Below are 13658 nucleotides of genomic sequence, written 5' to 3'. Positions count from 1 at the left end.
TCTCATCCTATTTATTATATAACTTCTCGTTTCAATTTAAAATAACAAAAAACCCACTCATGACCGAGTGGGTTTTGTGAAACTTATGTAAGGCCGTGCACCTTCTGTCGATTAGCTGCCCCGAGCGTTGCTCAAGCAGTTAGCTCAGCCCAGGCACCCCCGCGGCACATGGGAGCATCCGCTTACTGCTGCTTCCTTCCGGACCTGACAGGGTTCACGGAATCCCATTGCGCGGGACCCAGACGTCAACACCACTTACTTGAGACAGGCCTCACAACAGACTAACCTCGAGAAGGGATTCAGCCTCGCTAGAGCGGATTGCGAGTACAGGGCACCGCTACCTCCCCGCTTAGCACGGCACTATCAGTATAGCGTGTTTATAGGGAAAATGCAATGTACATAAGCCGAATTTTAGTTGGAACTTCCACCAACATTTTTCTTTTGTTCACGCAATCGGCGAAAAAAGTCACTTAGCAGCGCCCCGCACTCCGCCGCCAACACGCCGCTTGTGACCTCTGCCTGATGGTTGAACCGGTTTTCTTGCAATAAGTTCATTAATGTCCCGGCGCATCCCCCTTTTGGGTCACTGGCGCCAAACACGACCCGCTCAATGCGGGAAAGGACGATGGCCCCCGCGCACATGGCGCACGGCTCAAGCGTCACATACAACGTTGCCCGTTCGAGCCGCCATGAACCGGTTGCCTGACACGCTTCATCAATCGCTAAAATTTCCGCATGGGCGATCGCGCGCTGCTTCGTTTCTCGCAAATTATGGGCGCGGGCGATGATACGGCCGTCTTGAACGATGACGGCGCCAATGGGCACTTCGCCGATCCGTTCGGCTTTTTTTGCTTCCTCAATCGCCAACTTCATGTAATACTCATCGTTGTTCATCATATACCCCTTTGTGCAAACGGTCATTTCTCTTCTCTTTCCATCATAAAATATGGAGAATAAAGACGCAACTAGGAGGTCAAGTATGCAAATCCATGTCATACAGAGCGGACAAACGTTGAGCGGGATCGCTGAGGCATACGGAACGACCGTCGAGGAAATTGTCCGGGCCAACAAGCTGCCAAATCCTGACGAACTTGTGGTCGGCCAGACGCTCGTGATCCCGATCGTCGGCCGTTTTTATTGGGTGCAGCGCGGCGACAGTCTATGGTCGATTGCACGCCGGTTTTCCATTCCGATGCAGCGGCTCGCGGAAGTGAATCGCCTCTCCTTAAACGCCCCGCTGCAGATTGGCCAGCGGCTTTACATCCCACCCGGTGCCAAGCGGAGGGCAGAGTTTAACGCTTATATCGAACCCCGCGGAACGACCGTCAGCCCGGCACTGGAAGCGAGCGCCCGTGAGGCCGCTCCGTATTTGACCTATTTAAGTCCCTTTTATTTCGCCATCCGGCGCGACGCGACACTGCAAGGACCGCCGCTTGACGACTTTCCCGCCATCGCCCGCGCCAACCGCGTCACGCTTGTCATGGTTGTCGCCAACATTGAAAACGGGCAGTTCAGCGACGAGCTCGGCGCGCTCATTTTAACGAATGAGACACTGCAAAACCGCCTGCTCGACAACATTGTCGCGACCGCCAGACGATACGGTTTTCGCGATATTCATTTCGATTTTGAATATTTGCGCCCTGAAGACCGCGAGGCATACAACGCCTTTTTGCGCAAGGCGAAACGGCGGTTTGAGCGGGAAGGATGGATGATGTCGACTGCCCTGGCGCCGAAAACGAGTGCGACCCAACGCGGACGCTGGTACGAGGCGCACGATTACCGCGCCCATGGACAAATTGCCGATTTTGTCGTCATTATGACGTACGAATGGGGCTACAGCGGCGGACCACCGATGCCCGTTTCACCGATCGGGCCGGTCCGCCGCGTTCTTGAGTACGCCATTTCGGAAATGCCGGCGGGGAAAATTTTGATGGGGCAAAACTTGTATGGCTATGACTGGACATTGCCGTATGTGCCCGGGGGACCTTACGCCCGAGCCATCAGCCCGCAACAAGCCATCGCCCTCGCCGCAAGATATAACGTTGCCATCGAATACGATGCCGAGGCACAGGCGCCATATTTCCGCTACCGCGATGAGAACGGCCGCGAACATGAAGTATGGTTTGAAGACGCCCGCTCCATCCAAGCGAAATTTAATTTAGTTAAGGAACTTGGTTTGCGAGGAGTGAGTTACTGGAAGCTCGGACTTGAATTTCCACAAAATTGGCTGCTCCTTTCCGACCAGTTTACAGTCGTAAAAAGATAAGAACGCCCACATTAAAAAGATAAAAAAACCCGCCGATCGAAGGCGGGTTTTTTTATGGCTGGAAACGGCACCTTTGGTCAGCCGTTTCGGCTGGCAATCTCCTCTTATGCGCGTCAGTATTGTTCTTTATCGGCGTGGCTGAGAACAAGAAAGCGGCGTCCGCCGTCCCTTTATCCTCATTGCCAACGTCATTCAATATAACACGGTTGCCGGGAAAAGTCAACCAACGATTTTAACGGATGACGTCCCGGTTGCCCATGTATGGGCGGAGCGCCTCTGGGATCACGACCGATCCGTCTTCTTGTTGGTAGTTTTCCAAAATGGCGGCAACAGTGCGTCCAATGGCCAATCCCGAGCCATTTAGCGTATGCACATATTCTGGTTTTGCTTTCGGCTCGCGGCGGAAGCGGATATTGGCGCGGCGCGCCTGGAACGCCTCAAAATTGCTGCAAGACGAAATTTCCCGGTATGTGCCATAGCTTGGCAGCCACACCTCAATATCATACGTCTTCGCCGCGGAAAATCCAAGGTCTCCCGTGCATAAGGAGACAACGCGATACGGGAGCCCCAGCCGCTGCAAAATCGTTTCTGCCTGGCGCGTCAATTTTTCCAACTCGTCATATGAATGCTCCGGTTTTACGAACTTGACGAGCTCAACTTTATTGAATTGGTGCTGACGGATGAGCCCTCTCGTGTCGCGGCCGGCCGAACCGGCCTCGGCGCGGAAGCAGGCGCTGTACGCCGCATAGTAAAGCGGCAAGTCGTCGGCCGTTAAAATTTCGTCACGATGCAAGTTCGTCACCGGCACTTCCGCTGTCGGAATGAGAAAATAGTCTTCACTATCCAAGTGGAACACGTCCTCCGCAAATTTCGGCAGCTGCCCCGTTCCGGTCATGCTCGCCCGATTCACTATATATGGCGGCAACACCTCTTGATAGCCAAACTCATCAAGATGGACGTCGAGCATAAAGTTGATTAACGCCCGCTCAAGACGCGCTCCCAGTCCTTTGTAAAACACAAACCGGCTTCCCGTCACTTTAGCCGCCCGCTCAAAATCGAGCAAACCGAGTTGGTCGGCGATATCCCAATGCGGCTTCGGTTCGAAGGAAAAGGAAGGGGGCTCCCCCCATCTCCGCACCTCGACATTGTCCTCTTCCGACTGGCCGACCGGCACTGATTCATGCGGAATATTTGGAATCGATAACAACAGGGCGTTGAGTTCTTCTTCCAGTTGGCGAATGTGCTCGTCCATTTGCTTAATGCGGTCACCGACCTCACGCATTTCGGTGATCAACGATTCAGCGTCCTTTTTTTCGCGCTTTAGAGCCGCGATTTGCTGCGACACATCATTGCGTTTGCTTTTTAGTTCTTCCGCCTCAGCGATCAAACGGCGGCGTTCTCTGTCGAGCTGCTCAAACCGGTCGATGTTGGCCAAATCCCCGCCGCGCTGCATCAACTTTTCTTTCACTTCCTGAAATTGAGTGCGCAACACTTTCACATCCAACATTCGTGTTACCTCCTTATCCACCATTTATTATACTTGAACGCTCTCCCATCTATTTATACTCGAGCATTCGAAGCAAGCACCCCCACGCGGAATCGGAAATGCCCTCAGCCAGCCTGCGATTCTTTTGCATGTTCTTAACACGCAAGTCCTCCACACACCTCTTCGTTTTCGTGGATAGGGCGGGTGGACAACTTATGCAGGAAATCGTTCCGACAGTCGGCGATTTTTTTAGTTGATGAGCTTCGCTTATGTTGCGGTGGGATACAACCGAAAGCGGTAGACTCTATGCATCATCTTTCCTCCCACATACAAGAACGTGCGTTCTATACCCCTTCATTTTACACCTTCTGTTCTGTGGGAGCAAGAGAAAGAGTGATGGCAAATCCCGATTCATCCTCCGCTTACACTCACGCGTGGAAGTGGGGGGCTTCTCGGTTCAAGGATGATAAAAAGCTCCCGTCCCCAAAAGGGACGGGAGCGATCCCGCGGTGCCACCCTTATTGAAGGCATTCATGCCTTCCGCTTATGCCGGTAACGGCGGCTGCCGAAAACGCCTACTGACCGCTTCGGTGTTCAGCGTTTTGCTCGAGGATGGATTCACAAGCGCTTCCTGCCGGTTCGCACCACCCACCGGCTCTCTGAAAGGAAGGAGCCTGCTACTAGTTCCTCTCATCGCTTTCCCATGTATCAAAGGCTCGATACCGTTTTCGAATGCTTGACCATATTTAAGAAATATTGCATCAATCGATGGTCATCAGTCAGCTCAGGATGGAACGAGCAGCCGAGAAACTGACCTTGTCGGGCCGCGACAATGCGGTCGTTGTATGTCGCGAGGACATCGACCCCGTCGCCGACTTCAACAATGTGCGGCGCGCGGATAAAGACGCCGACAAACCCGTCGCCGACCCCTTTAATCGACAACTCAGCTTCAAAGCTTTCCCGCTGCCGCCCAAATGAGTTCCGCTCAACCGTAATATCCATCAAGCCTAAATGCGGCTCATCGTAGCCGACGATTCGTTTTGCCAGTAAAATCAGCCCGGCGCATGTCCCAAACATCGGTTTGCCATCAGCGGCGAATTGCTTCAGCGGCTCCATAAGCCCGTATCGATCAATGAGGCGTCGCATCGTCGTACTTTCGCCGCCCGGGAGCACGAGTCCATCAAGTTCAGCAAGCTGCTCCGGCTTTTTCACGACGACCGCTTCGGCGCCGCACGCTTCAATGGCGCGGACATGTTCTTGCACGGCCCCTTGCAATCCGAGTACACCTATTTTCATTGTTCTGTTGCTCCTTTACCCGGCTTACCAGCCGCGTTCTTGCATGCGATGCTCCGGCAACAATGTCGCGACATCGATGCCCCGCATCGCGCCGCCCAATCCTTTGGACAAGTGGGCGATCAGCTCATAGTCTTCGTAATGAGTCGTCGCCTCGACGATCGCACGGGCATATTTTTCCGGATTTTCTGATTTGAAAATGCCTGACCCGACAAAGACGCCATCTGCGCCCAAATGCATCATGAGCGCAGCGTCAGCTGGTGTCGCGACGCCGCCGGCAGCGAAGTTGACGACCGGGAGGCGGCCAAGCTGTTTAATTTCGCGCAACACTTCAACCGGAGCCCCGAGCTGTTTCGCCTCAGCGACAAGTTCGTCCTCGCTCATGCTGACGACTTTGCGGATTTGCGCGTTGACTTTGCGCATATGACGCACCGCTTCCACGATGTTGCCTGTCCCCGGTTCCCCTTTTGTCCGCAGCATCGATGCTCCCTCGGCAATACGGCGGGCGGCTTCCCCTAAGTCGCGGCATCCGCACACAAACGGAACCGTGAACTGGCGTTTATCAATATGAAATTCTTCATCGGCCGGCGTCAATACTTCGCTTTCATCAATATAATCGACACCGAGTGCCTCTAAGACACGCGCCTCGACGTAATGGCCGATGCGCACTTTCGCCATGACCGGAATCGACACGGCGTTCATGACTTCCTCCACGACTGTTGGATCAGCCATGCGCGCGACACCGCCGGCAGCACGAATGTCCGCCGGAACGCGCTCGAGCGCCATAACGGCGACAGCCCCTGCCGCCTCAGCAATCTTAGCCTGTTCTGCGTTGACGACGTCCATAATGACGCCGCCTTTTTGCATTTCCGCCATGCCGCGTTTGACGCGGTCCGTCCCTGTCAATGCCAATGTTGATTCCCCCTATTCCTATCCTTATGCTTTGGCATATACACAATAAGGATGATTCCACTGTTTTATTTTACCTCAATTTTTACAAAAATCACAATGGAAAAAAGCTCCCCCGACAGGGGAGTCGTTTTACAGCCAGCCTTTCACCGTTTTCGCAGTGCTTGTCCATAAGTCAGCAAACAGCCCGCCGATCGCACGCATGGAGAGCACAAACCAGTTTGCTTTTTCTACCTCGACGGTCGTAACAAGCGGCACACGGATATTTTTTTGCATATCCGGGGTTAAAAAGGCAAGGGAGTCATCCCCGTTGTATTCGAGTGTCATGTACCCGACCGTCTCTCCCTTTTTCAACGGGGCGGTCAACTTTCCTTCATTTGTCATCTTTTTCTTATCCAATACATATACCGGCTTATACTGCTTTTCCTCGCCATTTCTCACTAACAGCGATAGTTTTTTTGCTGTCGCGACGCGAACTTCTTTTTCTTTCCCTTTCACGACTGGAAGTGTCTTCTTTCCTTTCAGCTGATATCCCTTCGGATAAAGCGTTTCGAGCGAGTATTGATTAAATCCATAGTTAAATAGTTTTTCTGTCTCCTCGAATCGTGCCTCTTTTGTCGTTTTTCCGCTCGCATCTTTCGCGTTCATAACAACAGAAATGAGACGGACGCCGTTCCGTTTCGCCGTTCCGGTAAAGCAGTTGCCGGCAAATTCCGTATAACCGGTTTTTAATCCGTCTACCCCTTCATATCCGTACACAAGCCCTGGGAGCATCCAGTTCCAGTTGTCCATTTTTATTTCGTCTTCTGTTCCTCCCCGGAACATTTTACGCGGAATACTCGCCGTTTCCAACACCTCTGGATGGTCTTTCAGCAGGCGGTAGGCAAGGGTGGCCATGGCCCGCGCAGACATGACATTTTCCTCATCCGGGCTTGTCCCTTCCGGGTGAAATCCTTTTAAATCCCCGTTGCTTAATCCTGTCGCATTCACGAATTTATAATCTTTCAATCCGAGCTGTTTCGCCTTTTCATTCATCATGTTCACAAAATTTTTCTCCGAACCGGCGATGATTTCAGCAATCGCAACCGTTGCCCCGTTCGCTGAATAAATGGCCATCGCCTCATACAGCTCGCGAACGGTATATTGTCCGTCTTTGCGCAGCGGGACATTAGACAGCGCTCGGTCTTGCGACAACCGATACACGTAATCGCTTGGCGTATACGTTTGGTCCCATTTGACGCGCTTCGCTTTAATGGCGTCAAGGAGCAAGTATTCAGTCATCATTTTGGTCATACTGGCGATGCCGAGTACAGTATCGATATTTTTTTCATACAAAATTCTCCCCGTTTGCGCATCCACTAAAATGGCGGCATCCGCCCGAATGTCAAGCGGCGCGCTCTCCGCCTTCACCGTCTGTTGAAACGGCCATAACGTCAAACAAAGACAAACCGACAGCAGCCAAAAAAACCAGTTTCTTTTCCTCGTCTTCACGTCGACACCCTCCTTACACAACCGTTATTGTAACACAAGGGCAGCCAAAAAAATAGACGGGGGACATATCCCCGTCAAAGTTAGGCCGATTGGCGCAACCCCGCTTAAAATGCGGAATAGTTTGGCGCCTCTTTCGTAATTTGTACGTCGTGCGGATGGCTTTCACGGAGTCCTGCACCCGTCATGCGGATAAACTGCGTTTTCTCCCGCAATTCGTCCAAGTTTCGCGTCCCGCAGTAACCCATACCGGCACGCAGTCCACCGACGAGTTGATAAATCGTATCGGCGAGCGGCCCTTTGTATGGAACGCGTCCCTCGATGCCTTCCGGGACAAACTTTTTCCCTTCCTCTTGGAAATAGCGGTCCTTGCTGCCGCGCTCCATTGAAGCGACCGATCCCATGCCCCGGTACACTTTAAAGCGACGTCCTTGATAAATTTCCGTCTCACCCGGGCTTTCCGAGACGCCGGCGAGCAAGCTTCCAAGCATGACGGCGTGCGCTCCAGCCGCGATCGCCTTCACGATGTCGCCGGAGTACTTGATCCCACCGTCAGCGATAATCGGAACACCATGCTTGCGCGCCTCCGTCGCACAGTCATAGATAGCCGTAATTTGCGGCACCCCGACTCCGGCGACAACCCGCGTCGTGCAGATCGATCCCGGGCCGATCCCGACCTTAATAATGTTCGCACCCGCCTCAATCAAGTCGCGCGTCGCCTCAGCTGTCGCGACATTGCCTGCAATGATGTTCAAGTCCGGGTACTGGCGACGGATGTTGGCCACTGTCTCGAGAACACCTTTTGAATGCCCATGTGCCGTGTCGACGACAATGACGTCAACCCCCGCTTCAACAAGCTTTTTAACACGGAGCATCGTGTCCGCTGTCACCCCGACAGCCGCCCCAACGACAAGCCGCCCCTTCGCGTCCTTCGCCGAGTTCGGAAACTCAATCACCTTTTCAATGTCCTTAATCGTAATGAGCCCTTTTAACACTCCATTTTCGTCGACAAGCGGCAATTTTTCCACTTTGTGCTTTTGCAAAATTTTTTCCGCTTCTTCCAACGTGGTTCCTACCGGGGCTGTAATCAAGTTCTCCTTCGTCATTACCTCGGAAATTTTAATCGAGTAATCTTGAATAAAACGCAAATCGCGGTTCGTAATAATGCCGACAAGCTTTTGTTCCTCGGCATTGTTGACGATCGGCACACCTGAGATGCGATATTTGCTCATTAGGTGTTCTGCATCATACACTTGGTGATCGGGTGTTAAAAAGAACGGATCGGTGATAACACCGCGTTCCGAACGTTTCACCTTGTCAACTTGCTCTGCCTGCTGCTCAATCGACATATTTTTGTGAATAACACCAAAACCACCTTGCCGAGCCATCGAAATCGCCATTTCCGCCTCAGTGACCGTATCCATGCCAGCGCTAATAATCGGGATGTTCAACTGCAGTGTATCGCTTAGCTTCGTCGTGACATCAACATCGCGCGGCAGCACATCAGATTTTGCCGGAATGAGAAGAACATCGTCAAACGTCAATCCTTCCTTCGCGAATTTCGCTTCCCACATGTTTTCTCCCCCTTGTCCGGAAATATTATTAGTAGCTTAACAACTGGTTAAACTACTGTCAAGGAATCAAAGAAATGTCCAACTTTTCAGTTATTTGCCTACAATTCAGCCACAAGGGGGGTAAAAATGTTCGGAAATATTAATCGGGCGTTCAGCCTTTCTGTCTTCCGCTCCGCGGATACGGCCCAACATTTTCTGCAGCAATGCTACAGGCAGCAGCAACGCGATGACGCAGTCCAACGAAGTTATACAAACTGTTATCCGTTTTTGTATTATTTGGAACACGGGCAAAACTTTTATACCGTCGCCCAGCAGGCGCCGTTGTCGATCAAGCCGGTTCTTTTATTTTATGGAATGGTGCAGCTTTTAAAAGCCTGCCTGCTTACCGTCGACCCCGACTACCCGGAGTCGACATCCGTTTTGGCTCACGGGGTGTCGACGAGAAAGCGAAAAAAACAAGGCTATGAATTTTTAGATGACGAAGTCAAAATTCAAAAAAACGGTTTGTTCACACATTTTTCTGAAAAAATGTTTCATGTGAAACAAGAAGCCGGGGAAAAATTTCGCATGGGCACACTGTTGCAACGGATTTGCGAGTTGCACGAAACATTTTTTTCCTTAGACGGACGGAAAAAGCCATTATCTTTACCAATTGTACATACCGCTTCCCCCCCGGTCTTGGCCATTCCAAAAACCATTTTAGATCATTATCATATGTCTTTGCCCCGCTTTATCCAATATATCAGTGGAGAAGGGCAAGGAAGAAAACTTGTCTTTTTGAGGGAAGAAGGGGAATTTCTTTATTTTGAGACCGAGTCATCTCTGTCTTTCATTGGAGAGGGCCCATTTTTATTTCACCTTAACGGAACATACTATATCCCGACCAAGAAAGAGAAAATTTTTATGCTCCCGGAGATTCATGCCCATTACTTGTTGCTGTACAACCTAAGCATGATTTCCCGCTACGAGACCGAATGGTGGAGTGAGCTTCTTCACTCCTACTCGAGCAAGGCGTACATTTTTATCCTCCAATTCCTTTCGGTATCGGCGGAGAAAGTTCCGTTATTGTTGAACGAGTATTTAATGCAAAAATTTTTTTCCAAAACGAATGCATAAAAAACCCCCTGCTGTATATACAGCAGGGGGGATTCGCCTAGCAGCGACCTACTCTTGCAGGGGCGCTGGCCCCAACTACCATCGGCGCTGGAGGGCTTAACTTCCGTGTTCGGGATGGGAACGGGTGTTTCCCCTCCGCTATCACCACTAGGCCATATGAGGTTGTCAGGAATTCGTTCCCTGAAAACTAGATAACCGTTGTCGGAAGAAGCGGCGCTTGCGCTTTTCGATTGTCCAGCTCCGGCTCGCCGCCGCTCGCCTGCGCTTTTCACTGTCTAGTTCCGGCCGCCATCGGCTCGCGACGCTTCGGTCCTGCTGCGGCGGCGACACATTGCATACGCTCCTGTGATACCACCCACGCAGAACCAAGCTTTTGCTTGGTTCGAGCCTCCTCGCAGGCCCTCCAGCGCGTTTCGCCGATAAGCGGGCGGCCTCCACTTTTCTTGGTTAAGCCCTCGATCGATTAGTATCCGTCAGCTGCACGTGTCGCCACGCTTCCACCTCGGACCTATCGACCTCGTCATCTTCGAGGGATCTTACTCGCTTCACGCGATGGGAAATCTCATCTTGAGGGGGGCTTCACGCTTAGATGCTTTCAGCGCTTATCCCGTCCGCACATAGCTACCCAGCGGTGCCCCTGGCGGGACAACTGGTACACCAGCGGTGCGTCCATCCCGGTCCTCTCGTACTAAGGACAGCTCCTCGCAAATTTCCTGCGCCCACGACGGATAGGGACCGAACTGTCTCACGACGTTCTGAACCCAGCTCGCGTACCGCTTTAATGGGCGAACAGCCCAACCCTTGGGACCGACTACAGCCCCAGGATGCGATGAGCCGACATCGAGGTGCCAAACCTCCCCGTCGATGTGGACTCTTGGGGGAGATCAGCCTGTTATCCCCGGGGTAGCTTTTATCCGTTGAGCGATGGCCCTTCCATGCGGAACCACCGGATCACTAAGCCCGACTTTCGTCCCTGCTCGACCTGTCCGTCTCGCAGTCAAGCTCCCTTGTGCCTTTGCACTCTCCGAATGATTTCCAACCATTCTGAGGGAACCTTTGGGCGCCTCCGTTACCTTTTGGGAGGCGACCGCCCCAGTCAAACTGCCCACCTGACACTGTCTCCCACCCCGATAAGGGGTGCGGGTTAGAATTTCAATACCGCCAGGGTGGTATCCCACCGCCGCCTCCACCGAAGCTGGCGCTCCGGCTTCTCTGGCTCCCACCTATCCTGTACAAGCGATACCAAAATTCCATATCAGGCTGCAGTAAAGCTCCACGGGGTCTTTCCGTCCTGTCGCGGGTAACCTGCATCTTCACAGGTAATATAATTTCACCGGGTCTCTCGTTGAGACAGTGCCCAAGTCGTTACACCTTTCGTGCGGGTCGGAACTTACCCGACAAGGAATTTCGCTACCTTAGGACCGTTATAGTTACGGCCGCCGTTTACTGGGGCTTCGGTTCGCACCTTCGCTTGCGCTAAGCGCTCCCCTTAACCTTCCAGCACCGGGCAGGTGTCAGCCCCTATACGTCGCCTTTCGGCTTCGCAGAGACCTGTGTTTTTGATAAACAGTCGCTTGGGCCTTTTCACTGCGGCTCGTTCGGGCTCGTCACCCAAACGAGCACCCCTTCTCCCGAAGTTACGGGGTCATTTTGCCGAGTTCCTTAACGAGAGTTCTCCCGCGCGCCTTAGGATTCTCTCCTCGCCTACCTGTGTCGGTTTGCGGTACGGGCACCTCTTCCCTCGCTAGAGGCTTTTCTTGGCAGTGTGAAATCGGGGACTTCCGGATGACTCCGTCGCCGTCACCGCTTGGCCTTTTTGATCCGCGGATTTGCCTACGGATCAGCCTTGCGGCTTGGACAGGCTCTTCCAACCGCCTGCTCGCCCTATCCTCCTGCGTCCCCCCCATTGCTCAAACGGGAAGGAGGTGGTACAGGAATCTCCACCTGTTGTCCATCACCTACGCCTTTCGGCCTCGGCTTAGGTCCCGACTAACCCTGAGCGGACGAACCTTCCTCAGGAACCCTTAGGCTTTCGGCGCAGAGGATTCTCACCTCTGTTTTCGCTACTCATACCGGCATTCTCACTTCTAAGCGCTCCACCAGTCCTTCCGGTCTGGCTTCTGTGCCCTTAGAACGCTCCCCTACCGATGACCAACGGTCATCCCGCAGCTTCGGCGGCACGTTTAGCCCCGGTACATTTTCGGCGCAGAGTCACTCGACCAGTGAGCTATTACGCACTCTTTAAATGGTGGCTGCTTCTAAGCCAACATCCTGGTTGTCTGGGCAACTCCACATCCTTTTCCACTGAACGTGCACTTCGGGGCCTTAGCTGGCGATCTGGGCTGTTTCCCTCTTGACCACGGATCTTATCACTCGCAGTCTGACTCCCAAGGATAAGTCATTGGCATTCGGAGTTTGACTGGGTTCGGTAACCCGATGAGGACCCCTAGCCCAATCAGTGCTCTACCTCCAAGACTCTCACCTTGAGGCTAGCCCTAAAGCTATTTCGGGGAGAACCAGCTATCTCCAAGTTCGATTGGCATTTCACCCCTACCCACACCTCATCCCCGCACTTTTCAACGTGCGTGGGTTCGGGCCTCCAGCCGGTGTTACCCGGCCTTCACCCTGGACATGGGTAGATCACCTGGTTTCGGGTCGACGACGACGTACTCATACGCCCTGTTCAAACTCGCTTTCGCTGCGGCTCCGCCTGTTCGGCTTAACCTCGCACGCCATCGTCACTCGCCGGTTCATTCTACAAAAGGCACGCCATCACCCTTTAACGGGCTCTGACTACTTGTAGGCACACGGTTTCAGGTTCTCTTTCACTCCCCTTCCGGGGTGCTTTTCACCTTTCCCTCACGGTACTGGTGCACTATCGGTCACTAGGGAGTATTTAGCCTTGGGAGATGGTCCTCCCTGCTTCCGACGGGATTTCCCGTGTCCCGCCGTACTCAGGAGCCGCCCGGGAGGGAACGAAGTTTCGACTACAGGGCTGTCACCTTCTCTGGCCGGCCGTTCCAGACCGGTTCGTCTACCCCGTTCCTTTCTCACTCCCATCTGGGCGGTCCTACAACCCCAAGAGGCACGCCTCTTGGTTTGGGCTGTTCCCGTTTCGCTCGCCGCTACTCAGGGAATCGCGTTTGCTTTCTTCTCCTCCGGGTACTAAGATGTTTCAGTTCCCCGGGTGTGCCCTCCATGCCCTATGGATTCAGGCATGGATCCTGCCCCATTACGGGCAGGGGGTTCCCCCATTCGGACATCTCCGGATCGACGCTTGCTTACAGCTCCCCGGAGCGTTTCGGCGTTTGCCCCGTCCTTCATCGGCTCCTAGTGCCAAGGCATCCACCGTGCGCCCTTTCTAGCTTAACCTACAGCGCTTCTCGGCTTCTTCCTACACTGTGTCTAGCGTCGGCGCCTGGCTCTCTTCTGCCAAATAACCTTCCCCCTCGGGGTGCAAGCACCCCTACGGGTGAAGAACATTTGGCTTCAAGAGCCAATCTCGGCGCCTCCGCTTTTCCGGTTA

The 13658-nt window shown here is 53.2% G+C and carries 8 protein-coding genes, 2 rRNA genes, 1 other RNA gene and 1 other annotated feature; of the genes, 2 read left to right on the top strand and 9 right to left on the bottom strand.

All coding sequences use genetic code 11. From position 1 onward, the window contains the following. Positions 1–93 precede the first annotated feature (93 nt). Positions 94–358, bottom strand: an RNA gene (gene ffs, locus M493_RS17430) — signal recognition particle sRNA large type. Between the two features lie 53 nt (positions 359–411). After that, the gene (gene tadA, locus M493_RS00100; RefSeq protein ID WP_020958271.1) at positions 412–894 is read right to left on the bottom strand and encodes a tRNA adenosine(34) deaminase TadA; all 483 of its coding nucleotides are present in this window, start codon (positions 892–894) and stop codon (positions 412–414) included. A gap of 85 nt (positions 895–979) precedes the next feature. Here tadA and M493_RS00095 point away from each other — a divergent pair, with 85 nt between their 5' ends. Then, positions 980–2266, top strand: coding sequence for a glycoside hydrolase family 18 protein (locus M493_RS00095; RefSeq protein ID WP_020958270.1), 1287 nt, complete (start codon positions 980–982; stop codon positions 2264–2266). Positions 2267–2498: 232 nt separating this feature from the next. On the opposite strand, the gene serS is transcribed toward M493_RS00095, so the two are convergent. The 5 genes from serS to guaB form a co-directional block, all read right to left on the bottom strand. Beyond that, complete coding sequence (gene serS / locus M493_RS00090; RefSeq protein ID WP_020958269.1) at positions 2499–3773, bottom strand: serine--tRNA ligase; 1275 nt, start codon at positions 3771–3773, stop codon at positions 2499–2501. A 464-nt stretch (positions 3774–4237) separates the two neighbouring features. Next, positions 4238–4455, bottom strand: a binding site (T-box leader). Positions 4456–4460: 5 nt separating this feature from the next. Further along, positions 4461–5048: a pyridoxal 5'-phosphate synthase glutaminase subunit PdxT gene (gene pdxT / locus M493_RS00085; RefSeq protein ID WP_020958268.1), complete on the bottom strand. Its 588-nt coding sequence runs from the start codon at positions 5046–5048 to the stop codon at positions 4461–4463. A 24-nt stretch (positions 5049–5072) separates the two neighbouring features. Further along, positions 5073–5957, bottom strand: coding sequence for a pyridoxal 5'-phosphate synthase lyase subunit PdxS (gene pdxS, locus M493_RS00080; RefSeq protein WP_020958267.1), 885 nt, complete (start codon positions 5955–5957; stop codon positions 5073–5075). Positions 5958–6086: 129 nt separating this feature from the next. Further along, positions 6087–7445 (bottom strand): serine hydrolase, encoded by a 1359-nt coding sequence (locus M493_RS00075; protein ID WP_020958266.1) that lies wholly within the window; start codon positions 7443–7445, stop codon positions 6087–6089. Positions 7446–7549: 104 nt separating this feature from the next. Beyond that, on the bottom strand, positions 7550–9016 hold the full coding sequence (gene guaB, locus M493_RS00070; RefSeq protein ID WP_020958265.1) for an IMP dehydrogenase: 1467 nt from the start codon (positions 9014–9016) through the stop codon (positions 7550–7552). A 126-nt stretch (positions 9017–9142) separates the two neighbouring features. Here guaB and M493_RS00065 point away from each other — a divergent pair, with 126 nt between their 5' ends. Next, positions 9143–10132 carry a YaaC family protein gene (locus tag M493_RS00065; RefSeq protein ID WP_020958264.1) on the top strand — a complete coding sequence of 330 codons (990 nt, stop codon included), beginning with the start codon at positions 9143–9145 and terminating at the stop codon, positions 10130–10132. Between the two features lie 35 nt (positions 10133–10167). Here the strand turns inward: M493_RS00065 and rrf are convergent. Then, a 5S ribosomal RNA gene (gene rrf, locus M493_RS00060) occupies positions 10168–10284 on the bottom strand. 291 nt (positions 10285–10575) lie between these two features. Continuing rightward, positions 10576–13504: ribosomal RNA gene (locus tag M493_RS00055) — 23S ribosomal RNA — on the bottom strand. Positions 13505–13658 lie beyond the last annotated feature (154 nt).

This window comes from Geobacillus genomosp. 3, from assembly GCF_000445995.2.
Taxonomy (GTDB): Bacteria; Bacillota; Bacilli; order Bacillales; family Anoxybacillaceae; genus Geobacillus.
The sequence above is the reverse complement of the archived record's forward strand: the minus strand, read 5'-3'. Positions and strand labels throughout refer to the sequence as shown.

Coding starts and splice junctions, on each gene's coding strand:
- tadA (WP_020958271.1), bottom strand. CDS start 894: ATGAACAACGATGAGTATTACATGAAGTTGGCGATTGAGGAAGCAAAA.
- M493_RS00095 (WP_020958270.1), top strand. CDS start 980: ATGCAAATCCATGTCATACAGAGCGGACAAACGTTGAGCGGGATCGCT.
- serS (WP_020958269.1), bottom strand. CDS start 3,773: ATGTTGGATGTGAAAGTGTTGCGCACTCAATTTCAGGAAGTGAAAGAA.
- pdxT (WP_020958268.1), bottom strand. CDS start 5,048: ATGAAAATAGGTGTACTCGGATTGCAAGGGGCCGTGCAAGAACATGTC.
- guaB (WP_020958265.1), bottom strand. CDS start 9,016: ATGTGGGAAGCGAAATTCGCGAAGGAAGGATTGACGTTTGACGATGTT.
- M493_RS00065 (WP_020958264.1), top strand. CDS start 9,143: ATGTTCGGAAATATTAATCGGGCGTTCAGCCTTTCTGTCTTCCGCTCC.